We start from the raw sequence: 22,967 nt of genomic DNA, 5'->3' as shown, positions 1-22,967 counted from the left end.
CCTCCCCCGCAACGCGTCGGCCCCGGCCCCATCGAGGGGCCGGGGCCGACTGCTGTCGTCAACCGGTGAGGTCGCGACCCGCCCGGCCGGAGGCCGGGCTCAGTGGAAGGCCTGCTGGGCCGCCTCCAGCCCGTCCGTGACGAGCTTCTCGACGGCGTCGGCCGCGCGGTCCACGTGCAGGGGCAGGGCGTCCTGCTCGGGCTTGGAGAAGGAGCGCAGCACGAAGTCGGCCACGTCCATGCGGCCCGGAGGCCTGCCGATGCCCACGCGCACGCGGGCGTAGTCCTTGGTGCCGAGGGAGGCGGTGATGGACTTGAGCCCGTTGTGGCCGCCCTCGCCGCCGCCGCGCTTGAGGCGCAGGGCGTCGAACGGGATGTCCAGCTCGTCGTGCACCACCACCAGGTCCTCGGGGCCCACCCCGTAGAAGGACGCCAGGGCGGAGACCGGACGGCCGGAGACGTTCATGTAGCCGGTGGATTTCGCGAGCACCACCCGCGGTCCCCCGATGCCGAGGCGGCCCGTGGCCACCACGGCGCCGGCCCGGTGGCGGGTGAACCCGGCTCCCATGCGGGAGGCGAGCTCATCCGCCACCATCTGGCCGACGTTGTGCCGGGTGCGCTCGTACTCGGGCCCGGGATTGCCGAGCCCGACGATGAGCGTGGTCCCCGCACTCATGGCGTGATCAGTCCTCGGAGCCCTCGGACTCGCCCTCGGCGGCCTCGCCCTCGGCGGCCTGCTCCTCCTGGACGGACTCGTCGCCCAGGTCCTGCTCCACGACCTCGGAGACGGTCGCGATGACGATCTCGTCCTCGAGCTGCAGGGTGGTGCCGGCCGGGACCTGCACGTCGGTGGCGTACACGTGCTCGCCGGCCTCGCGGCCCTCCACGGAGATGGTGACGGACTCGGGCAGGTGGGTGGCCTCGGCCTCGACGGGCACGGTGACGTGGTCCAGCACGTAGTCGTTGCCCTTGGCGACCTCGCCCTCCACGTGCACGGTGACGTCCACGACGACCTTCTCGCCACGGCGGACCTCGATGAGGTCCAGGTGCTCCACGGTGTCCTTGAGGGCGTGGCGCTGGATGTCCTTGGGGAGCACCAGGTGCTCCTCGCCGGCCTCGTTCACCACGGTGAGCAGGGCGTTGGGGTTGCGGACGGCCAGGGTGGTCTCCTGGGCCGGCAGCAGCAGGTGGATGGGGTCCTGGCCGTGGCCGTAGACGACGGCGGGGATCAGGCCGGCGCGGCGGGCCTGGCGGGCGGCGCCCTTGCCGAAGTCGGTGCGGCGGGTGACCTTGATCTTGTCAGACATGATGCGTCCTCCTCTGGTGTGCGGCCGCGTCCCCGGTGGGGGGCGCGGGTGTGGCCAGGAAGGGTGCGACGCGCGGGGAGCGGGGCTCACCTCATGCGCGGTCGCGGCCTCGTCGATCACGGAGTGGGAGACTCCCTCGCCTGGGCAACCCCCCGAGGATACCACCGGCGCCGGGTCAGCCGCGCGCGAGGTGCTCCCGCAGCCGTGCGCGCTGGTCCGGGGCGCGGTAGCCGACGGCGACCAGCGGCCCGAGGTCCAGGGCGCTGTTGGCGGGTCGGGGGGCGATGCCCTCCTTGCCGTCCAGGTACTCGGCCGTGGTCACCGGACGCACGCGGCCGGCGTCGTGCCCGGTGTCCTCGAACACCCACCGGGCCACCTGGTGCCACGTGACCACGTCCCCGCCGTTGGTCATGTGGAACGTGCCCGCGGGCGCCTGCGTGGTCACCAGGTGCAGGAGGGCGTCGGCGAGGTCCTCGGCGAAGGTGAGTCGGCCGTGCTGGTCGTCGACGACGGCCGGGTCGATCCCTCGCTTGGCGAGCGAGGCCATGGTGGCCACGAAGTTCCGCCCCTCCCCGATCACCCAGGAGGTGCGGACGATCCAGTGCCGCGGCACGGTGCGCACCGCGGCCTCCCCCGCGGCCTTCGACTGGCCGTAGACGCCCAGCGGCGCGAGCGGGTGGTCCACCGGGTGCTCCCGGCCCACGGGGAGGGTGCCGTCGAACACATAGTCCGTGGAGACGTGCGCGAGCGGCACGCGGGCGTCCGCGCAGCGGCGGGCCAGCTCGGCCACGGCGGTGGCGTTGACGGCCCATGCCTGGGCGCGGCCCCCCGGGGTCTCGGCGGCGTCCACGGCCGTCATGGCGGAGGCGTTGACCACGGCGCGCAGGCCGCGGAAGTGCTCGCGCGGCCAGGACGCCGGATCGGTCATGTCCCACGTGTCGCGGCCGTGGGCCTCCACGGGGATGCCCGCGGCCTCGGCCCGGGCCACGAGGGCACGGCCGAGCTGCCCGCCGGCGCCGAGCACGAGGATCGGGGCGGGCGGCATGGGGGTGACGTCCGCGAGCATCGGGTGGGCGCGGTCCTTGGCCGAGAGCTCGGCGTCCTCGAGCGGGATGGGCCAGGCGATGGCCGCCGTCGGGTCCGCGAGGTTGAGGAACGTGTATTGGCCCTGCGCGCCAGCGGACCAGTGGTCGTTGACGAGGTAGGTGTAGGCGGTGTCCGGCTCGAGGGTCTGGTAGGAGTTGCCGACGCCGCGGGGCACGAACACGGCCTTCTCCGGGCCGAGCTCCACGGTGGCGACGGCGCCGAAGGACGGTCCCTCGCGCAGGTCCACCCAGGCGCCGAAGATGCGCCCGTGCGCCACGGAGACGTACTTGTCCCAGGGCTCGGCGTGGATGCCGCGGGTGGTGCCCACGGCGTCGTTGAAGGACACGTTGTTCTGCACGGGGCCGAGGTCCGGCAGGCGGACGCCCGCCTCGGCCGCGGCGGCCCGGAGCTTCTCGCGTTGCCAGTTCTCCTTGAACCAGCCGCGGTTGTCCCCGTGGACGTCCAGGTCGATGACGAGCAGGCCGGGGATGGCGGTCTCGGTGATCTTCATGCGTGCGCTCCCGTCACTGGCGGTGGGTCACTGGAGGTGGATCACTGGCCGGCGGCCGCGTACTTGGCCTCGACGGCCTGCTTGGCCGGCCGCCACCAGGACTCGTTCTCCCGGTACCAGGCCACCGTCTCGGCGAGGCCGGCGCGGATGTCCGTGAACCGGGGCGTCCAGTCCAGCTCGGTGCGCAGGGCGGTGTTGTCGATCGCGTAGCGCAGGTCGTGGCCGGGGCGGTCGGCCACGAGGTCGAAGTCGTCCACGGGGCGGTCGAAGAGCTCGAGGAGGATCTCCACGATCTCCTTGTTGTTCTTCTCGCCGTCCGAGCCGATCAGGTAGGTGCGGCCGATCTCGCCGCGTTCGAGGATGCGCAGCACGGCCGAGGAGTGGTCCTCCGTGTAGATCCAGTCCCGGACGTTGACGCCCTGGCCGTAGAGGCGGGGGCGGACGCCGTCGATCAGGTTGGTGATCTGGCGCGGGATGAACTTCTCGATGTGCTGGTACGGGCCGTAGTTGTTGGAGCAGTTGCTCAGCGTGGCCTGCACGCCGAAGGAGCGGACCCACGCGCGCACCAGGTGGTCCGAGCCGGCCTTCGAGGCCGAGTAGGGGCTGGAGGGGTTGTACGGGGTGGTCTCGGTGAACTTCGCCGGATCGTCCAGCTCGAGGTCGCCGTAGACCTCGTCCGTGGAGACGTGGTGGAAGCGCTTGCCGTGCTTGCGGGCCGCTTCGAGGAGGACGAAGGTTCCGACGATGTTTGTCTGGATGAACGGGGAGGGATCGTTCAGCGAATTGTCGTTGTGGGACTCCGCCGCGTAGTGCACGACGGCGTCCGACTCGGCGACCAGGCGGTCCACCAGGGCCGCGTCGCAGATGTCCCCCACCTCGAGAGTGACGCGGTCCTCGGGCAGGCCGGCGAGGTTCTCGCGATTGCCGGCGTAGGTCAGCTTGTCCAGGACGACGACGTCGTGCCCGGTCTCGCGCACGACGTGATGGACGAAGTTCGAGCCGATGAACCCGGCGCCGCCGGTGACGAGGATGCGCATGATGACAGGATACTGAGTGGTCCGTTCAATATGGTGTCCAGGGCGACCGGCGGCGGGCAATCGGCTCGCTTAAGCCCCGACCCATGCGCCTTCGCATCCTCCTCGCCAACGGCGGCATGGCCTACCCCGACGGTACCCAAGCCTGGATCTGCCAGATGCACCGCCCCCCTCTCACGAGACCACGAGGTACACGTCTACTCGGGCGACGGCATTGAAAACGCGATAGCGCCGTTTGACGCCGGCGCCAGGTACGACATTGGGCTGATCAACCACTGGACGAGCATGCAGGCTCTGCGGCACGCACGGATCGAAGAGCGGATCTTCACGAGCCACGGCGTCATCCCTGACGAGGAGATCCCCGTTCTCGGTGCAGATGCCTACGTCTCTGTCTCTGAGACGGCACTGCCCGAACTGCCGCGCCGTGTCGCATTCGTGTCCAATCGCCAGTGACAGCGCGGGGAGATCATCGAAGCAGCGTGCACGCTGGCAGGGTTGGGACTCCGCGTCGTCGGCAATAAGACTGCAGTGGCCGATCCCCAGCAGGTGTACCAATGGGCAGACATCGTCGTGGGCATCGCGCGGGTCACCGTGGAGGCGCTGGCGGGGGACGCAATGTGCTCTGCTTTGACCATAAGGGCTTCCATGGAATGGCGACTGAAGAGAATCTCTCCTAACTGCGGAGGTCCGACTGCGGAGGACATGTGGCCGGCACGTGGCCGACACCGCAGCACGTGGCCAGGGTTCTTCGGACTGAATATGACCCTGCCAGGAACCTCCGGGCCGCAATGAGGGAGGAGAATTCGGCGGACCACGTCGCGCAGAGGTACGTTTGCCTGGCCGAAGCCATCTTGAAAAGTTGCGTCGCAGCAGCCATCCGCAAGGGCCATCGACAGCTAAGTTGCCCGAAGGTTTTTCGTCTGATGGGCCGCCTTGGATGGACGCGCCTGTGCACGGGTAGACATGCCAGCCGCCGACGCGGGTTTCGCAGGTCACTTGGACGCCGGCTCGATAGCATTCGGACTGTGAACATGCTCCGGCACGCAAAGTCCTCCGTCTTGCGCCTGGTCCGTCACGGACGCCCCGTCGCGTGGGTGCCCGACTGGATGAATCTCGGCAACCTGCTGTACATGGGCAAGTGGGCCTACGACGATCGCGACGCTGGGCGTCGGGTACTCCTGCATCCAAAGCATGAGAAGACGGTCGGGCTGTTCCCGGCCCTTCGCGAGGGATTGTTCATCACCCCCGAGGAGGTGCGGTTCACGGATCAGCGGGTCATGCCGTGGTCCGGCCAGCAGGACGCGCCCCGCAATGAGTTCACCGATCCCGAGCCAGACGCGCAGTTCATCGAAGATCTACTGCTCCATGGAAGCCCGCTCACCGAAGACGTCCCCGGCATCGATGACTCGATAGTTGTGAACGTCCGTCGGGGTGACTACTACTCGGTTCCCGAATACAACGCTGAGTACGGGATGAATCAGAGGGAGTACGTCCGGGCCGCTGTCGCGGCGTCTGTTGCCGATGGTGGCCGTCCCGATCGGATCATCGTCATCTCGGACGGCATGACATGGTGCCGCGAACACCTTTCTGGCGTCCTCGACCCGATCGCCACGACGCTCTACCAGGACGGCGACGTCGCTCACGATCTTCGACATCTGATCCACGCGCGCCGATTGGTCCTGCCGAATTCGACTTTTTCCTATTGGGGCGGATACATCGGCGACGTCGCCCACCCTGGTCGGGAGGTGACCGCGCCCTGGTTCTTCTCGCGTGCTCAGGACGGAGGCATGGCCACCCAGCTCCGCCACCACTGGCGTCGGATCGATGACATACCTGGCGGGTGGGGCCCCACCGGTCCGTGACCCCGGATGCAGGCACGTGGCCTCCCCCGCCCACCCCGGCGTGTGCCTAGGCGGCGGCGCCCGCGCCGGGACGCGCCCATCCCCGCCGTCGTATGGCCGCGTCGACCTGACGCCACATCTCGTCGTAAGTGAACCGCTCGGAGACGAGCGCTGCGGCGTTGCGGCCAAGCTGACGGCGTCTGACCGGATCCGCATCCAGTGTGGTCAGCGCATCACGCCAGCCTTCGACGTCGCCGGGCTGGACGAACACTGCTGTCTCGTCCGTGAAGTACTCCCGCATGGCCGGGGTGTCGGTGAGGACGAGACAGGCCCCGGTTCCTGCAGCCTCAAGCGCCACGGTCTGACCGGTGGGATAGGCCTGGACGTGGGTCGGGATCGTCACTACCGAGGCCGTCGCCATCAGTTGCCGATATTCCGCGTACGGCACCCTTCCGTGGAACTTCACCTCGGGCGGCAGCGTCTCGCGCTGGACGTGCCCTCCGCCGGTGTACAGGTCCAAAGACAACCCCGAGCCGTTCATCGCGGCGATCAAGGTGCCGAAGTCCCTCCCGCGGTCGGCCCCCACGGAGACGATCCCGTACCTACGAGCATCATTGGACACCGGGAACTGTCCAGGGTCATAGCCGAAGGTGACGGCCTCGACACGCGCGGGGTCGAACCCAGCCTCGACCAGAATCCCCACTTGATTGCGGGAAAGGACGAGGGTGAGGTCAACACCGCTGTAGCGCCGGACGACCGCGTCCCGTTGGGCGGCCGTCATCGCCAGGATCTCGTCTGCGAGCCAACAGGCGATCATCACGAGGGGCCGGCCGGCATAGGGAGGGATGCCCTTCCGCTTCGCCCAGGAGGCTGAAAGCGCCTCCCGCTCGAGGAACGCCAGGACGAGGTCTGCCCGACTCGCCATCCACGCGGACCGCGCCGTCTTGTCAATGGGCCGGCCTGAGCGGTGCTCAACGACGTCGCGCAGCTTGCGGTGAATGCGGTTCGAGGCCGGCTCGACCTCCGTAAGGTCGTAGCCGAACTGGGCGAGCCGGTCGACGCCATAGGGGCCGTCAGCGGCCCGGCCGGATGTCAGGACGAGGCAGCGCGTATTCACGGGATCCTTTCGCGAGTCGCGGGTCCAGTCCACGTCCTGGAAGAGCAGAGGAGGCCTGGATGGATCCGGACTCTACACGCGCCCGACACTGGGCCAGTGCCCCTCAGACCATAGACTCGAGTCGTCGAGAGTCCCGCCATCCGAGGAGGCGTCCCACTGTGGCCCTGCGCATCGGGGTGTACAGCCCGTGGAACACGGCCGACCCGTCGGCATGGTCCGGCGTCGTGCTGCCCATGGTCGAGACGCTGCGGGACTTCGCGGACGTCGAATTCATTCCTGCTGTCGGGGTCTCCGATGCCTTGCCGGAACGGCTGCGCACCCGACTGAGGGGCATGCGAGGGCGTCGGAGCCTTCCGACCCATACGATGGCCACCGCCCAGCGACGCAGCTCGGCACTGGCTGAGCGACTGGCCGAGCGAACGGGGCCGGTGATGGACGCGCTCGTGGCCATCGCCGGGTCGACAGACGTCCTCGCACTTCCCGAGGGCCTCCCGCTCGTGCAGATCACGGATGCGACGTTCCCCGCAATCACAGGCTTCTACCCCCTGGCTACGGGGCTCGGCGCACGGAATGAGCGTCAGGGGCTCGCCGTGGAGCGAGCCGGCGCGGCGGTAACGTCTCATTACGTGGTCGCCTCCGACTGGGCTGCTAAAAGCCTCGTCCACGACGTAGGCGTCCCGCCCGCCCGGGTCTCCGTCGCGCCCTTCGGCCCGGGCACTCCAGCCCCGCCCGCACCCATGGTGCGCGACCTGGACGGCCCACTCAAGGTCATCGCGGTGATCGCGGACTGGGAGCGCAAGCGCGGTGACGACGTGATCGCCGCCGTGGACCGAGCGCGTGCGCACCGTCCCCTGGAGCTAACGGTTGTGGGCCGAGCCCCGGACGGGCTGCCGTCCTGGGTCCGCCACGAGGGGTTCGTCCCCCGGGGCCGCCTGGCAGAGCTTTACGCGGAGCACCACGTGCTCGTGGACCTGGCCTCTGCCAACGCCGCCGGCGTCGTGATGACCGATGCCCTGGTCTCCGGCCTCCCGGTGCTGGCCACGCGCGTGGGCGGGGTGGAGACCATCGTCCAGGACGGCGTCACCGGCTGGCTCGTGGACGCCTCAGGCGCGGTCGCCCAGGCAGCCCACGTCCTCAGTGAAGTCGACGGCGACGCCGTGAACGTCGCTTCGCGGGCGGCGCTCGACGACGCATCACGGCGTGTGAATTGGACGGCCTGGGGACGCAGCGTGCTCGCCGCAGTCGAGTCGGCGGTCGTCGATCCTGTCGGCGGAGCTTCCCCCCAGGGTGTCGCACCGATTGCAGGCGGGCGAAGGGGCCGTGTAGCCATGGTCTCCCCGATCCTCCCCTCCGCTGACCGCCACGAGTCGGCCGGCCAACGCCTGGTCCACGACGTCGTCGACGTCCTCTCGGAGTCTGCCGACCTCACGCTCCTGACGGGCGACGGCCCAGCGAACCGCCGGGCTCTGGAGCGCGGGGGCGTCCCGCCCCACCGGCTCGTGACCAGGTCTCCCCGACGGCTCGGTCGGCTCGAGCGTGCCCTCGGTCTCTCCCCAGCCCTCTCGCCCCGCGACCTGCGGGAGGTTCGGGGTGTCATCGCCGACGCCGACGTGGTGGACCTGCAGTGGGAGGAGAACGCGCTCCTCCTGCCCGCGCTGCGTCGGTTGAATCCGCGTGCTCGCACCGTGGTGACCCTGCACGACGTCCTCTCCCAGCGTTTCGAACGACAGCGTGACCTCCAGAAAGGCCCGACCCGCAAGGCGGTGTGGGAGACGCGCCGGCTGGCGGCGCGGGCCTTGGAACGGGCTCTGCTGCGTGCGGCCGACGACATCGTCGTGCTCAGTGACAAGGACGCCGCGCTGCTCCCGGCCGCGCGCCGGGGCGCCCGGGTCCATGTGGTCCCTCCCGCCATCACGGGTGACCTGCGGCCGGCGCGAGATTCAGTGTCGTCCACTCCACTATTGCTGTTCGTCGGCTTCATGGCGCGATGGGAGAACGAGGATGCGATGCACTGGTTCGTGACCGAGATCCTCCCCGAGGTCCGCGCGGCCCGGCCGGATGTCCGCGTGGCCGTGGCTGGCGGCGGTCTGCGTGACCACGTGGTCGAGGAGTTGACCTCTCACGACGTGGAGGTGCTCGGCTTCGTGGACGATCTGGAGCCCGTGTATCGGGAGGCAGCCGCCGTCATCGTGCCCTTGCGCTACGGCGCTGGCGTGAAATTCAAGGTGGTGGAGGCACTCATCCGCGGAGTGCCCACGGTGACGACCACCGTGGGAAACGAGGGCATCCACCCCGCCGACGCCGCGTTCGTGGCCGATGACCCCCGGGCCTTCGCGGCGTCCGTCACCCGGGTGCTCCGAGATCCTGACGCCGCCAATGACCATGCTCGCCGCACGGCCCATGCCGTGGCCGAGGAATACGGAGAACAGCGCTTCCGCGCCCGCCTCGAGGAGGTCTACGGATGAGCAAAGCTGTCAGTGTGGTCATCCCCTGCCACAACGCCGCCGCCACAGTCAGCCGCCAGATCTGTGCTGTGCTGACCCAGCTGCGGCCGGACGACGAGCTAGTCCTAGTGGACAACCGCTCCACCGACGCCACACGGGCCGTGCTCGACGCCGCGGCGGCCCAGGACGGACGTGTGCGCGTCGTCTCGGCAGAGGAACGGGCCGGGGCGAACCACGCCCGCAACACGGGCGCCGCCACCTCGCGCCACGACGTGATCCTCTTTTGCGACGCCGACGACGCGGTCCACCCCGGCTGGGTCGACGCGCTGCGCGCGGCCCTGGCCAACGGCGGCGTGGCCGGTGGCGCGGCGACCCCGGTCGACGCGACCGGCCGCCGCCTCGGCCCGGACCTGGGTCTGCACGAGATTTTTGGCGGGCCAGCATACCCGCTGGGCGCGTCGATGGGCCTGCATCGCGACGTCCTGTGGGCGGTCGGCGGATTCGACGAGTCCTTCGCAGGCGGGCACGATGAAACTGACCTGGCCTGGCGTGCCGACACGGCTGGCTGGCCAACTGTGTTCGTGCCCTCAGCCCGCATCGACTACGTCCAGCGGCCCGACGCGCGCACCGCCGTCCGGCAGCGGCGCTCCTACGCCCGCACTGCGATCCAGCTATGGACTCGCCACCCGGAGACGGTCGACCCCCACGGGGTGAGTCTGCGCGGGGCCGTGCGGAATCTTCTGCGCAACGTGCCCTCGGGGCTGCGCGTGCTCCTCGGGACCGCCACCACAGAGCAGGCCTCGGGCTGGGGCTGGAACGTCGGGCTGCTCGAGGGGCACCTGCGCTACCGCCTGTGGGGGACGCCTCCGCCGCCGGTGATCCCACGGCTAGAATCCGACGAATGAAGGGCATCATCCTCGCTGGCGGCACCGGCTCTCGGTTGCACCCCATCACCCATGGCATCTCGAAGCAGCTCGTGCCGGTCTACGACAAGCCGATGATCTACTACCCGCTGTCCACACTGATTTTGGCGGGCATCAGCGACATCCTGGTCATCACCACCCCGCACGACGCCGAGCAGTTCCAGCGGCTCCTGGGCGACGGCTCCCAGTTTGGGATCTCGCTCAACTACGTTCAGCAGCCCTCCCCGGACGGCCTCGCGCAGGCGTTCATCCTTGGGGAAGACCACATCGGCGACGAGCATGTCGCGCTCGTCCTGGGGGACAACATCTTCTACGGCCCCGGCATGGGCCAGCAGCTGCGCCGTCATACCCGGGTCGACGGAGCCACCGTGTTCGGCTACTGGGTCAAGGACCCCTCGGCCTATGGCGTGGTGGAGTTCAACGAGCACGGCAAGGCGGTCTCCCTCGAGGAGAAGCCTGCCCAGCCGAAGTCCAACTTCGCAGTGCCAGGCCTCTACTTCTACGACAACGACGTCGTCGAGATAGCGAAGAGCCTCAAGCCGTCGGCACGCGGTGAACTCGAGATCACCGACGTGAACCGCACCTATCTGGAACGCGACAAACTCAACGTTGAGGTGCTCCCCCGCGGCACCGCATGGCTGGACACCGGCACCTTCCACGACCTGAACGACGCGTCCAACTTCATCCGCACTATCGAGTCCCGTCAGGGCCTCAAGGTCGGCTCGCCCGAGGAGGTCGCCTGGCGTCAAGGACTGCTCACCGACGACGAGCTGCGCGAGCGCGCCGAGCCGCTCGTGAAGTCGGGGTACGGGCGGTACCTGCTGGAGCTGCTCGCCTCGCGCCATTGAGACCTCAGTCGTCGGGCAACTCCGCGACCAACGAACGGATCTGCCGCCCGAACTCCTCCTCGGAGAACCGCTCCGCGTGCGCCTGCATCGCCGCCCGGTCCCAGGCATGCGCCAGCAGACACTCCACCCCCTCGGCCACCGCCTCCACCGTCGCCTCGTCCACGAATACCCCGTTGACGCCGTCCACGATGGTGTCCAGGTAACCGCCGGCCCGCAGTGCCACGGTGGGCACGCCCCACGCGCTCGCCTCGAGCGGCGTGATGCCGAAATCCTCGTGGCTCGCGGCGATAAGTGCCGTCGCGTGCGCGTACGCCCAGCGCAGCTGCGCGTCGGTGAGGTCCTGGCCGAACACCACGTCCTCCCCCGCCATCGCCCGCAGCCGGGCCTCCTCCGGGCCCTTGCCGATCACCACGAGCGGCCACCCCGCGCGGGCCGCTGCCTCGATCGCCACGTCCACATGCTTGTACGGCATGAGCCGCGCGACCGACAGCAGGAAACCGTCCTCCGCCAGCCGCTCGGCACCGGGGATCGGCTCATGCGGGCCATCCGTGCTCACGGAGTGCGGCGGGAACACCAGGTCCACGCCGTCGAGCCCGTAGACGTCTTCGATCCGCTCCTTCACCACCGTGGAGTTGGCCACATAGCGTGATCGACGCCGGACGGCCGCGCGGTCCCACATCTGCAGGCCCGGGCGCAGCGCGCGGGCGATCCGGCCCTTGATGCTGTTCCGGCCGCCCTCGCCCAGGTAGTCGTCCAGCAGGTAGACCCAGCGCGCCGGGGTGTGGCAGTAGACCAGTGTGGCGCCGTCGTAGCGGAAGCCGTGCGCCCAGCCGGACGTCGAGACGACGGCGACCGGCTCCTTCACGTGCAGCAGTGAGGACGCCAGCGGCAGAAGCGGCAGGGCCCGCCGCGGGTCTTTCCGCAGCAGCCCCACCCGGTTCAGGGGTGAGGTGATGATGCGCGCGTCCTTGAACTCGGGGAACGTGCCCTCGGGGTCGTAGAACGTCGTGTAGATGGGCGCGTCCGGCCACATCCGGTGCAGGGCGAGCACCACCCGCTCCGCCCCGCCCTTCTGGGTGAGGTAGTCGTGGGCGATGGCGATCGTTGCGGGAGTCTGTTCCGACATCGTGCTCCCCTCAGATGGCCCGTTGCGCACGGTGGGGGTGGGCCCGTCCGGCCTCGGCCGCACCCTCCACCTGGAGGGCGATGAGTCGACGGGCGAGCCCCCGGGGCAGGTAGTCCGCGACGGCGTCGATCAACGCACTGGAGCGCGTGAGCGTGGCTTCGGTGGTGCCCCACGCCACCAGGCGTACGGCGGCACCCCACACGCCTCGCGGAGCACCGATGGTGCCGAGCGGTGCCGCCCCGTGCTTGCCCACGAACAGGTTCCGCGCGGCCGTGCCGTGCAAGGCCCGCACCGCCTTCGAGTGGGTGGTCACGGCGGCAGCGTGGTGCCGCGTCTCCAGCTCGGGACGGATCACCACCGGATAGCCTGCCGCGTACAGCCGGTAGCCGTAGTCGATGTCCTCCCACCCGTACTGGCGGTAGTCCGGGTCGTAGCCGCCGATCTGCTCGTGCAGGGCACGGGGGACGGACACGTTGCCCGCCCAGTGCCGCCACTGCTGATCCGCCGGCAGCGCATACGCGTGCTCGCGGTGCAGGACGTCCTGGGCGTCACCGTAGGCGCGCTGATACGGGGTGGGCTCCAGGACGTTCAAGTAAAGTCCGATCGCTCCGCCAGGCCCGCCCGAGTGCGCGGACACGTGGTCCCGGATGTAGTACGGCCCGGGCTCCAGGTCGTCGTCGGCGCGGATGAGGATGCGGCCGGACGTCGCGTCGGCGCCGGCATTGAGCGCGGCGACCCGTCCGCGGTTCTCGCCGAAGACGGTCCAGCTCAGGTCCAGGCCCGGGCATTCGGCGGCCAACTGCGCGAGCACCGCTTCCGACCCGTCCACGTCCCCGTCCACGACCACGTGGACCTCGAATGACGGGGCGTCCTCCTGCGCGGCGAGGGCGCCGATCAGGCGCGGCAACCGCTGAGCGCCGCCCCGGCTGGGCACGATCACGCTGGCCTCGGGGGTCAGGGGCGTCTCGGTCATGAGTCCTCCGCAGGTGTCATAGGGACAGGTCGTCCAGGAGCTCGGCGACGGCGGCGCGGCCGGCCTCGGGTGAGAACAGCGACGCCCAGCGGCGCTGCTGGGAGTGGGCCACCGCGTCCAGATCGCCCGCGCGCACGGCCTGCAGGCAGTCCGCGAGCGCGGCAGCGTCCCGCTGCGGGAAAACGAAGGGGTGTTCGCTGCCGACCACCTCGGGAACGGCCCCCGCATCGGAGGCCACCACCGGAACGCCCGCGGCCATCGCCTCGGCCGTCACCAGGCCGAAGACCTCGGCCCACTGCGACGGCACGGCCAGCACGTCCACGGAAGCCAGGAACTCGGCGGTGTCCTGCCAGCCGAGCACCTGGACGTCCTCACCGGCCGCCTTCAGGGCGGTGGCAAGCCGCTCGGCCTCGTCCTCCGCCACGAACCGGCTCTCCCCCGCGACGCGGAACTTGAAAGCACCCGGGTCGGTCTTCCGCAGCAGCGCGACGGCCTCGAGCAGGGTCACGATGCCCTTGTCTTCGGACAGCCGGCCGAGGAAGCCCACGGTCACCGGCTCATCGGCATCGCGGGCCCGCCCTGCCTGCGGCGTCGTCGGACCCGGGACCCAGTCGTGGAGCACGCGGGCCCCGCGGATGCGGTCCGCCGCGAATCGGGACGGCGCGAGGACCGCGAGTGCGCCGGGACGCGCCAGGGCGGAGAACACGCGCAGAAGCGGCTTCTCGGGCACCTGGTGCAGGTGCACGATCCGGCGCGGCCGGCCGGCCAGCGCCGTGGCCGGCAGCAGCCCGTTGCACCAGGCGACGTCGGCGTCGCCGCGGCCGCGGTCCCAGGCCCGGAGAGCGCGCATATACCCCAGTCGTCCGGGCCCACCCACGCGGACCACGTCGAAGCCGTCCGCGGCCAGGCGATCGGCGGTCTCGGCCGGGTGGGCCGGAGCCACGACGCCCACGTCCCGCCCCAGCTCGCGCAACGCCGTGGCGAGATGGTGCAGCATCACCTCGCCGCCACCCACCTCGCCCTGATTCGCCAGGATCCAGATGCGACCGGTCATCCCGAGGTCTTCCCCACCCGGCGCCCGAGCACCTCGAGGGTCGCCTCGGCGGTCGCCCGGGCCATGGTCTCCACATCGCCCACGCGCACCTCGCCCGGACCCTCGACCGCGGCACACATGACGGCGTCGGCGATGGCCGCCGGAGTGGTCTCGTGGACCAGGCGCTCGGGCGGCAGGATCTCCCCGTTGCCGCCCACGTCCGTGGCGACGGCGGGCAGGCCCGCAGCCGCGGCGTCGAGCAAGGTGTAGCTGAGGTTCTCCCACGCGGAGAGCTGCACCAGCACGTCGTGCTCGGCCATGGCCCCCCACGGTTCCACGAAGCCGGGCAGGTCCACCGCATCCGCGACACCGAGCGCCTCGGCCTGGGCGCGCAGCTCCCCCTCCAGGGGGCCAGCGCCGGCCAGCGTCAACCGCGTCCCGGGGTCCCGCTCCAGCAGGGCGGGCAGCGCGGCGATCAGCCGGTCGAGGTTCTTCTCGGGCGCCAGCCGAGACAGGGAGAGGATCCGCAGCCCCTCCCCCGGTGTGCGCCGCTGCCCCGCGGCTGCGGCCCGCACCGCGGACACATCCACCCCGTTGCGCACCACGGTGATAGGCGCCCCCGTGCCCCACTTGCGCCGGAGCACATCCGCGGTGGACTGCGCCACCGCGATCACGAGGTCCGTGCCGCGCAGCCGGGCGCGGTGCGCGGCGTTCTTCACCCGGGCCGCCGCGGCGCGGTTGTACAGCCCATCGTCCGGGGCGATCCCGTGCTCGGTGCTGAGCAGCGCCGGCGCACCGGCCCTCCGCCGGGCCCGCCCCGGGCCGAGCGCGGTGAACGCCGCGAGGTCGGCGTAGGCCAGGTGCGTGTGGACCGCGGCCGGGCGCAGGGTGCGCACCGCGCGCCGCAGGGTGCGCACCGCGCGCCGCAGGGTGCGCACCGAGGCCGCCAGGCCGGCGTCGGGACCGAAGGCGCCGGTGAGCACCGCCGCGCCCTGTTCGCGCAGGCGCTCGGCGAGCGGTCCCTCGGGGCAGAGCACCGCCAGACGCAGGCCGGGCAGGCCCACGCGCGCGACGTCGAGGACGTGCCGGGCCACACCGCCGAGGTCGGCGACCGGCACCACCCAGAGCGTCAGCGGGGCCGGGGTGGTCGTCGCGGCCTCGGGGATCACAGCCACTGCTCCAGGCGGTCCAGGGCCGTCCAGAAGCCCTCGCCGTTGTTGATGTGGCCCTGCCAGATCTCCGGGATGAAGCTCACCCCGGGGGCCAGGCGGTCCAGCTGCTCGCACAGCACGGGCCAGTCGACGTCGCCCTCGCCGATCTGCGGTCCCTCCCCGTCCACACCGGTGGCGTCCACGAGGTGCAGGTGGATGGTGTGCGGGGCCAGCTTCTCCACCATCTCCGAGAAAGGGATCCCCAGGAACGTGGCCGAGAGCTTGGAGTGGGAGATGTCCAGGCACAGGGGCACCCCCGTGGCCTCCACGAACGCCACGGTGTCGTCCGGGTCCATGAACAGGTTGTGGTACTGCTGACCGCCCATCAGCCACGGAAACGGCGGCAGCGTCTGCGCGGCGATCCGGATGCCGGAGGTGTCCAGACGCTTCACGGCCTCGGCGATGCGGTCGTACTTGGCCTGGCGCTCGGCCGGGGCGATGTGCCGATCCAGGGTGAAGCCGCCCATGGTGATGACCATGATGGGCTCCTCCTCGTTCGGGAACCAGCGCTTCAGGTCCCGGGTGATGTCGATCGTGCGCTGCACTTCGGCGATGGAGCGCTCCCACACGGCGTCGTCGTCGCTGGCCAGGTCCACGAGGAAGTCGCCGGAGAAGATGTCCGGCAGGTGGGTGGTGAAGCCCATCGGCATGGGCTCGCTGAACACCGAGTCGATGTCGATCTCGAGGTCCTTGTAGGAGAAGTGGAACTCCAGGAAGTCCGGGGTGCAGTCCTTCGTCAGCGCCGCGACGTCGTGATAGCGCACCGGCAGACCCCAGGGGCGCCGGAACTCGAACTGGCGCCCGGTGGGCACCGTGTCCGTGAGGTCGCCGGCGAAGAAGAAGTCGCCCTCGGCCATGTCGCGGTGCAGCGTGCGGCCGACCAGGCGCGGCAGCTCATTGGGCTGCAGGCCGCGGCCCGGGGACTTCACGGTCACGTCCGCCTCGGTGATCGTGGCGCCGGCCTGCAGCGGACGGGCCACCACCAGGGACTTGGCCAGGTTGATGCGGTTCATCGCCTCGCCCGTGGAGACCACGCGCTCGGTCCCGACGCCGATCGACTCCTCGATGTCCCGCGTCTGCCGGACCATCTGCGCGAACTCCTCCGGCAGGAGGGAGACCTTGTGGTCGTTGCCCTCGAGCCCGCGGTCCACGGTGAAGTGCTTCTCGATGATCGAGGCCCCGCGGGCCACCGCGGCCAGGGCCACGTGGAAGCCGCGCTCGTGGCCCGAGTAGCCCACCGGCGTCTGCGCGATCTCCGCCAACCGGTCCAGGTAGGCCAGGTTCACATCCTTGTAGGGGGCAGGGTAGGTGGACTGGGCGTGCAGCATCGCGAAGGGGACGCCGAAGGAGCGCACGAGGGCCACCGACTCGCGGATCTCCTCCTCCCGGGACATGCCGGTGGAGAGCACCATCGGCAGGCCGGAGGCGGCCGCGTCCCGCAGCAGCCCGTGGTTCGTCAGGTCCGCCGAGGCGATCTTCACGCCGTCCACCGGGTACTCGCGCAGCACCCGCATGGACGGGGCGTCCCACGGGGTGCACATCAGGGCGACGCCGGCGTCCCGGACGTGGTCGAACACCCGCACCATGTCCTCGGCGGAGAGCGAGAACTTGGCCAGCTCGTCCAGGGTGCGCTGCGCGCCCAGGTCCTCGCCGGCGGTGGCCGCACCGGACTGCCGGTACAGGGCGTCCATGTCCCGCAGCTGGAACTTCACGGCGTCCGCGCCCGCCTCGACGGCCAGGTCCACGAGCCGGCGGGCCAGGTCCACATCGCCCTGGTGGTTGTTGCCGATCTCCGCGATCAGGAAGGCCGGGCGGCCGGGGCCGATCCGGTGCTCGCCGATGCGCAGCTCGGACTCCCGGTTGATGGCCAGGGCGGCGAGTCGGCCTCGCTCGTCCAGCAGGGGCAGGTGCAGGGCGCCGGCGGGCAGGGCGGCGAGCACTTCGGCGGGGGACGCGCCCACGGGGCCGGTGGCGGGCGTCCGGTTGGCGGCCTCGACGGCGGCCACCTCCAGGGAGGCTCCCGGATTGGCCAGAAGCCACCGGCGGAAGTCGCCGTCCGTGAGCGAGCCGGCCAGGAAGCCGTGCGAGTCCACCACGAAGACGATCCGCTCGCGGTTGTCCGTCATCTTCTGCAGGGCCACGAGGAGGGAGTCCTCCGGGAAGACGAGGTAGGGGGTGAGGTGGCGTTCGGTGATCACAGGGCGTCTCCCAGGGTGGTGGTGGAGGTGCCGTGGAGCTGAGTCCGGTCCGGCACCCGCTGGAGGACCTTGTGCACCGCCAGGTACTGGTCCATCTGCTGCTCGGCGAGGGCGAAGTCCAGCTCGGTGTCGATGTCCACGCCCTCGAGGTCGTCGAGCTCGAACATCCCGATCCGCCCGCCCAGGCGGTTGTGCAGTTCGTCGTACACCCACGGGCGGGTCAGGTACAGCGAGCCGTTCTCGCGGAACCGCAGGTCCGTGCGGTCCATGTCCTGGCGGCGCTTGCGGCCGGCTACGTCGAAGTCCGGGATCGGCTCCCCGTCGGGGGCCTCGGCGTGGCGCCACAGGAACGGGGACGCCGGGACGACGCCGACGAGCGAGTCCACGCCCGTCTCCCGGAACTGCGCGATGGCGCGGTCCAGGGTGCCGGGCAGGCGCAGGGGGCTGGTGGCCTGCAGGAGCATGACGCCCTCGGGCTCGACGCCGGCCGCGCGCTCGGCCGCGAGCACGTGCTCGATCACCGGCTCGGTGGGGGTCGAGTCCTGCGCCAGGTGGGCCGGGCGCAGGCCCGGGACGTCCGCGCCGTAGCGGAGGGCGACCTCGGCGATCTCGGCCGAGTCCGTGGAGACCACCACGTGCAGGTCCTCCTCCGCCTCGAGGGCGGCCTGGATGGTCCAGGCCACGAGCGGGTGGCCGCCCAGGAGGCGGATGTTCTTGCCGGGCAGCCCCCGGGACCCGCCGCGCACGGGGATGACGCACAGGATGCTCACGCGGACTCCTTCCAGACGTGTTCGGCGATCGCGGCCGCGGGGTCCGCGCTCGGCGAGGCCAGGGGCGGGGTGGGCTCCGGGGTGTGGCCGGGCCGCCACCGGCTCATGCCGTAGCGATCCCAGAAGCCCTCCAGCCACGCGGGCGGGTCTGGGTGGACGGCCCACGCGGGTCTGCCGGCCTGCGCGGCCTCGAGGATCCCGGTGGAGAAGACGGCGGCCACGGGCCCGGCGGTGCTCGCCAACGGTCCCGCCGTGGCATCGATCCGCAGGCCCGCCTTCCGCCAGGCCTCGTGCTGGGCCAGGGAGAGCCGGTCCCGCTCGGCCGGGTGGGGCCGATAGGCCGCCCCCGTGGCGCGGACGTACTCCTGCGCCGCGCGGGCGAAGTCGGCCCGCGGCAGCTCGGCGCCGTGCAGCTGGCCCAGGAACACGCCCGGCCCGGCAGCGCGGGGCACGGCGTCCGCGATGGCGTGGGACGCCGTGCGGCGGGCCGCCTCGAGCAGCGCGGAGCCCACCGCGACGGCCTGCACGTCCGTGCGGCCCTGAGTCCACCAGTGCGCGTCGTGGTCCGTGAAGGCGTACAGCGCAGCATCCCGAGGCACCGGCGGGGTGGAGACGGCGAGCAGGCCGTGCTGCACGACGCCCACGCGGGCGCCGCGCTCCCGGGCCCAGCGCACGGCGGCGCGGCCGGCGGGCAGGTACTCCCCCGCCACGAGGACGCGGCGCAGGCCGCCCAGTCGCTCGGCCACCAGGACCTCGTCCACCGCGTGGACAGAGAGGGCGTCGGAGCCCGGGAGGTCCGGCACCAGGGCCTCCACGACGTTGGCCGGGACCACCCAGCCGACCCCGGCCGCGGTCCGCGCGGCGTCGTCGGCGGCCTGCCCGGCGCGGCCCGTGGCGAGGGCCCGGACCGGCTCGACCAGGGCGGCCCGCTGCGTCGGACCGGCGGACTCGACGCCCACGAGCGTGTGGACGTCCCCGGCGGGCAGCACCAGGCGCAGCCCGGACTCGGGGGCCGGTGCGGCGCCGCGGCCGGGCGCGAGCGCACCCCGGCCGGCCCGGGCCAGGCGACGGGCCGTGTCCGCGAGGCGACGCGACGCGGGCCACTGGGCGCGCTGCCACCGCTGCCAGGCGGGCAGGTCCTCGGGGCGCCAGAACAGGGGGACGTCGCCGCTGCCCGCCACGCTCACGTCCACCCCGCTCATGTCCACCACTCCTGGGCCAGGGCGGCGCGGTGCGCGAAGGTGTGCTCGGCGTGGGACCGGCTCCGGCCGGCCTCCCGGATGCGCTCGCCCCAGGACGGCTCGGCCACCACGCGGCGGCCGAGCTCCACGAGGTGCTCGGGGTCCTCGAACACCAGCACCTCCTCGCCCGGCTCGTAGAACTCCGCCACGTCGGCGCGGTCCACCAGCTGCAGCCCGCCCATGCCCGGGACCTCGAAGGTGCGCATGGCGTGGCCCGCCTGCAGACCGTGGATGTTGATGGCGCCGGCGGCCGCGGCCTGCACTGCGTAGGCCTCCTCGAGGGGGATGTCCCGCTCGGCGGGCAGGGCGGGCCGGGTCACCTCCCAGGTGCGCAGCCGGTCCACGGGGTGGTGGCTCCACTGGCGGCCGTAGGCGCGCACCGGGACACCAGCCTCGGCGAGCGTGGTGAGCAGCTCCACCCGGTTGGGGTAGCGGGAGCCCACGAACACCAGCTCGTCCCGCCGGGGCAAAGACGGCAGGGCCATGTCCGGGTCGAAGCCGTTGGGCAGGTAGTGGGCGTCCACGCCCTCCCCCGCGAGCTGCTCGGCCTCCGAGCGGGCGTAGCTGAGCACGGGCCCGATCGCCCGCAGGAACTCCGGCGAGTAGTCGTGCCGGGAGAGGTCGTCGTAGAGCCACAGCAAGCGGGGCAGACCCGCCTCCACCACCTCGGACCAGAACGCCTCACCGAGCGAGTCGCCCTTGATCACCAGCACGCGGTCCGGCCGTGCGGCCCGCAGGGCGGCCACGGCGCGCTCGGTGTCCCAGGCCACGCGCGCGGCCGTGCGGTCCACGCCCGCCTTCTGCGGCAGCTCCAGCAGCGCCTTGTTCCGTAGCTTCATGGGCACGGTGGCGTAGGCGTCGTAGCAGTGGACCGTGACGTCGAAGCCCTGCGCGGCCCAGGCCCGGGCGATCGACCGGTGGTACCCGTGGAACGCCGGGGACACCAGGAACAGACGCTCCGCCCGACCGGTGCCGCGGGCGCCCCGCGCGGGGACGGTGTAGCCCGTGCCGCTCATCGCCGAGTCCCCTTCCAGATCAGGGCGTGCTCGTCCCGCAGCACGGCGGCGGCGTCCACGTCCGTGCCGCGGGCCTGGCGCACCCGGTTCACCGCGTAGTTCACCCCGGTGGCCGCGGTGAGCACGGCCTTGAGGGCGCGCGGGCGGCCGAATTTGCGGGCGTAGCGGAAGCGGGAGTCCACCAGCCAGCCGCGGCGGCGCAGCGGATCCGAGGAGCCGTGCATCCCGTGCTCCACCCGCACGGACGGCACCACGATCGAGGCCACCCCGCGGTCCCGCAGCCGGCGCTGCAGGTCCACCTCCTCGGAGTTCATGAAGTACTCCTCGTCGAAGCCGCCCACGGCGCGCACCTGCGCCATCGGCAGGAGCATGACGGCGCCCATCACCCAGTCCACGGCCACGGGCGCGGCGGACCGGGCCGCTGCGACGTCGTGCCCCACGGCCTCGTGGAGCAGGGGCAGATGGCGGAAGCGGGCCAGCGGGGTGAGCCACTCCACGCCCTGGTGCAGCACCGTGGGGAAGTGCCGCCCGGACCACTGCGGGGAGCCGTCCTCGTTGACCACCTGCGGGCTGACCACCGCCGGCTGGAAGGGGGCGGCCGCGGCCACCAGGGCGTCGATCTGCTCCCCCGTGATCAGGGCGTCCGAGTTCAGGACCAGCGCGAGGTCGGTGTCCACCTCGGAGAGCCCGGTGTTGACGTTCGCCCCGAAGCCGCCGTTGCGCTCGCGGCGCACCACGGTCAGGCGCGGATCGTGCGCCTCGGGGTACGGGGTGGGCGAGGCGTCGTCCGAGACCACGACGGCGGCCAGCGCGTCCCCGGGATCGGCCAGCAGGCGGTCGACGAGGGCGAGGGTGGGGGCCGGATCGCCGTAGTGCGGGATCACCACCGTGACGGCCGCCGCGGTCGACTGCGCTGCCATGTGGGTTGCTCCCTCATCTCGGATGGAGGGCGCGCCCAGCGCCCGAGAACCTGTGTCAAGTATAGGGAGGGTCTTGCGAGGACCCGTGCCGGCCGGTGGGGTGGCCCCCGTGGCCGTGGCCGTCGGCGCGGTGCTCAGTACACTGCGGGAAGACCCGCCCGCCCCGTCAGGAGAGCCATGCCCGCCGCCCCGCCGGACCCCTCCGCCGCCCCCGTCCGCGAGGCCCTGCGCATCGGCGCGGGCCTCGACGCCGTCACGGTGAGCGGGCTGACCGGCGAGGAGCGGGACGAGGTGCTGCGCTCCTGGTCCCGCTGTGGCGTGGAGACGGTCGAGCTGACCGAGGACGTCGACGCCCGCCGCGAGACCGAGGCCGCGCGGTCCTGGCTGCAGTGGCACGAGGACCTGGTGTTCCTGGCCACCTCCCGCGCCATCGGCGCGGGCCGCGGGACGCACCTGATGTTCCACGCCGCCTGCCTGGCCGCCCCGGACACGGGGGCGGCGATCGCCCTGGCCGCGGCCTCCGGCACCGGCAAGACGACGGCGACCCGCCGGCTCGGCCCCCACTACGCCTATCTCACGGACGAGACCGCGATCGTCGACCCGGCGGACCGGTCCGTCACGCCGTACCCCAAGCCGCTGTCCGTGCTCGAGCCGGGCGGATCGCGGCCCAAGACGCAGCGGGGGCCCGACGAGCTCGGCCTCGGCCCCACCCGTGCGAACGCCGTGCTCGCCCGGATCGCCGTGCTGGACCGGGTCCGGGAGGCCGCCGCCCCGGTGCCGGCCCGCGCCGAGCCGATGGACGTGGTGACGGCGCTGCAGCACCTGGTCCCGCAGACGTCCTCGCTCTCGCTGCTGCCGCGCGGGCTCGTGGCGCTCTGCTCCCTGCTGGACGCGCTCGGCGGCGCCCAGCGGCTCGTCTACGCGGAGGCGGACGACCTGCGCCCGGTGATCGACGGCCTGCTCGCCGCGGCGCCCCAGCCCGTGGACCCCGCGTGGGAGCCCCTCGACGCCGCGGAGCTTGCAGCCTCCGAGGGTGCGGCCGAGCCGGGCGCAGTGCGCCGCGCCGCGGTGGCGGACGGGATCCTGGCCACGGACGGGCGCCTCGTGTTGCTGGCCGGGACCACGCTCACCGTCCTGGAGGGCATCGGCCCCGCCGTGTGGTTCGCCCTGGAGTCGCCGCTCACGCCGGAGCGGATCGTGGCCCGACTCGCAGAGGACGGTCCCGTCCCGGCGGACGCGGCCGAGCGCGTGGCCGAGGCCGTGGCGGCCCTGGAGTCGGCCGGGCTCCTGGTCACGACGCCGCAGGGCGCCGGCCCGGAGGCCGACGCCCTGCGATCCTGACGCACCCTGGACCCGTCAGGGTCCCGGC

Annotated in this window: 19 protein-coding genes; 5 read left to right on the top strand and 14 right to left on the bottom strand. The window is 71.8% G+C overall.

Annotated features, from left to right (window positions below; genetic code table 11):
* Positions 1-99: 99 nt before the first annotated feature.
* The 4 genes from pth to rfbB all read right to left on the bottom strand — a co-directional run bounded on the left by pth (position 100) and on the right by rfbB (position 3,940).
* Positions 100-675, bottom strand: a complete 576-nt coding sequence (gene pth / locus NWP10_RS00485) for an aminoacyl-tRNA hydrolase (RefSeq protein WP_158495049.1) — start codon at positions 673-675, stop codon at positions 100-102.
* Positions 676-682: 7 nt separating this feature from the next.
* Positions 683-1,306 carry a 50S ribosomal protein L25/general stress protein Ctc gene (locus tag NWP10_RS00480; RefSeq protein ID WP_258299485.1) on the bottom strand — a complete coding sequence of 208 codons (624 nt, stop codon included), beginning with the start codon at positions 1,304-1,306 and terminating at the stop codon, positions 683-685.
* 175 nt (positions 1,307-1,481) lie between these two features.
* Complete coding sequence (locus NWP10_RS00475; protein ID WP_258299483.1) at positions 1,482-2,903, bottom strand: sugar nucleotide-binding protein; 1,422 nt, start codon at positions 2,901-2,903, stop codon at positions 1,482-1,484.
* Between the two features lie 41 nt (positions 2,904-2,944).
* Positions 2,945-3,940, bottom strand: coding sequence for a dTDP-glucose 4,6-dehydratase (gene rfbB, locus NWP10_RS00470; protein ID WP_258299482.1), 996 nt, complete (start codon positions 3,938-3,940; stop codon positions 2,945-2,947).
* A gap of 1,028 nt (positions 3,941-4,968) precedes the next feature.
* Between rfbB and NWP10_RS00465 the strand changes: the two genes are divergently transcribed.
* Positions 4,969-5,799, top strand: a complete 831-nt coding sequence (locus NWP10_RS00465) for an alpha-1,2-fucosyltransferase (RefSeq protein WP_258299497.1) — start codon at positions 4,969-4,971, stop codon at positions 5,797-5,799.
* Positions 5,800-5,845: 46 nt separating this feature from the next.
* Here the strand turns inward: NWP10_RS00465 and NWP10_RS00460 are convergent, their stop codons facing one another.
* The gene (locus tag NWP10_RS00460; protein WP_258299481.1) at positions 5,846-6,895 is read right to left on the bottom strand and encodes a glycosyltransferase family 4 protein; all 1,050 of its coding nucleotides are present in this window, start codon (positions 6,893-6,895) and stop codon (positions 5,846-5,848) included.
* Positions 6,896-7,053: 158 nt separating this feature from the next.
* Here NWP10_RS00460 and NWP10_RS00455 point away from each other — a divergent pair, with 158 nt between their 5' ends.
* From NWP10_RS00455 to rfbA, 3 genes are read left to right on the top strand one after another with little or no spacing between them, the layout of a single operon-like run.
* The gene (locus tag NWP10_RS00455; protein ID WP_258299480.1) at positions 7,054-9,360 is read left to right on the top strand and encodes a glycosyltransferase; all 2,307 of its coding nucleotides are present in this window, start codon (positions 7,054-7,056) and stop codon (positions 9,358-9,360) included.
* Positions 9,357-10,244: a glycosyltransferase family 2 protein gene (locus NWP10_RS00450; protein WP_258299479.1), complete on the top strand. Its 888-nt coding sequence runs from the start codon at positions 9,357-9,359 to the stop codon at positions 10,242-10,244. Before NWP10_RS00455 ends, NWP10_RS00450 begins: the two co-directional genes overlap by 4 nt.
* Positions 10,241-11,110: a glucose-1-phosphate thymidylyltransferase RfbA gene (gene rfbA / locus NWP10_RS00445; RefSeq protein WP_258299478.1), complete on the top strand. Its 870-nt coding sequence runs from the start codon at positions 10,241-10,243 to the stop codon at positions 11,108-11,110. The genes NWP10_RS00450 and rfbA overlap by 4 nt, the downstream gene beginning before the upstream one ends.
* Before the next feature lie 4 nt (positions 11,111-11,114).
* On the opposite strand, the gene NWP10_RS00440 is transcribed toward rfbA, so the two are convergent.
* The 9 genes from NWP10_RS00440 to NWP10_RS00400 are packed head-to-tail and all read right to left on the bottom strand — an operon-like array spanning position 11,115 to position 21,598.
* Complete coding sequence (locus NWP10_RS00440; RefSeq protein ID WP_258299477.1) at positions 11,115-12,236, bottom strand: glycosyltransferase; 1,122 nt, start codon at positions 12,234-12,236, stop codon at positions 11,115-11,117.
* Between the two features lie 10 nt (positions 12,237-12,246).
* On the bottom strand, positions 12,247-13,209 hold the full coding sequence (locus NWP10_RS00435; RefSeq protein WP_258299476.1) for a glycosyltransferase family 2 protein: 963 nt from the start codon (positions 13,207-13,209) through the stop codon (positions 12,247-12,249).
* 16 nt (positions 13,210-13,225) lie between these two features.
* A complete protein-coding gene (locus NWP10_RS00430; protein WP_258299475.1) occupies positions 13,226-14,263 on the bottom strand; it encodes a glycosyltransferase in 1,038 nt (345 codons plus the stop codon).
* A complete protein-coding gene (locus tag NWP10_RS00425) occupies positions 14,260-15,417 on the bottom strand; it encodes a glycosyltransferase (protein WP_258299474.1) in 1,158 nt (385 codons plus the stop codon). The genes NWP10_RS00430 and NWP10_RS00425 overlap by 4 nt, the downstream gene beginning before the upstream one ends.
* The gene (locus NWP10_RS00420; RefSeq protein ID WP_258299473.1) at positions 15,408-17,651 is read right to left on the bottom strand and encodes an N-acetylneuraminate synthase family protein; all 2,244 of its coding nucleotides are present in this window, start codon (positions 17,649-17,651) and stop codon (positions 15,408-15,410) included. Before NWP10_RS00420 ends, NWP10_RS00425 begins: the two co-directional genes overlap by 10 nt.
* Positions 17,648-18,421 carry a cytidylyltransferase domain-containing protein gene (locus tag NWP10_RS00415; RefSeq protein WP_258299472.1) on the bottom strand — a complete coding sequence of 258 codons (774 nt, stop codon included), beginning with the start codon at positions 18,419-18,421 and terminating at the stop codon, positions 17,648-17,650. Before NWP10_RS00415 ends, NWP10_RS00420 begins: the two co-directional genes overlap by 4 nt.
* On the bottom strand, positions 18,418-19,623 hold the full coding sequence (locus NWP10_RS00410) for an RNA-binding protein (protein ID WP_258299471.1): 1,206 nt from the start codon (positions 19,621-19,623) through the stop codon (positions 18,418-18,420). Before NWP10_RS00410 ends, NWP10_RS00415 begins: the two co-directional genes overlap by 4 nt.
* Positions 19,620-20,678 (bottom strand): glycosyltransferase, encoded by a 1,059-nt coding sequence (locus tag NWP10_RS00405; RefSeq protein ID WP_258299470.1) that lies wholly within the window; start codon positions 20,676-20,678, stop codon positions 19,620-19,622. Before NWP10_RS00405 ends, NWP10_RS00410 begins: the two co-directional genes overlap by 4 nt.
* The gene (locus NWP10_RS00400) at positions 20,675-21,598 is read right to left on the bottom strand and encodes a glycosyltransferase family 2 protein (protein WP_158495068.1); all 924 of its coding nucleotides are present in this window, start codon (positions 21,596-21,598) and stop codon (positions 20,675-20,677) included. Before NWP10_RS00400 ends, NWP10_RS00405 begins: the two co-directional genes overlap by 4 nt.
* 177 nt (positions 21,599-21,775) lie before the next feature.
* Between NWP10_RS00400 and NWP10_RS00395 the strand changes: the two genes are divergently transcribed.
* The gene (locus tag NWP10_RS00395) at positions 21,776-22,939 is read left to right on the top strand and encodes a hypothetical protein (RefSeq protein WP_258299469.1); all 1,164 of its coding nucleotides are present in this window, start codon (positions 21,776-21,778) and stop codon (positions 22,937-22,939) included.
* Positions 22,940-22,967: the final 28 nt, after the last annotated feature.

Origin of the sequence: Micrococcus sp. HG099 (assembly GCF_024723355.1) — a bacterium.
GTDB lineage: Bacteria > Actinomycetota > Actinomycetes > Actinomycetales > Micrococcaceae > Micrococcus > Micrococcus endophyticus.
The sequence above is the reverse complement of the archived record's forward strand: the minus strand, read 5'-3'. Positions and strand labels throughout refer to the sequence as shown.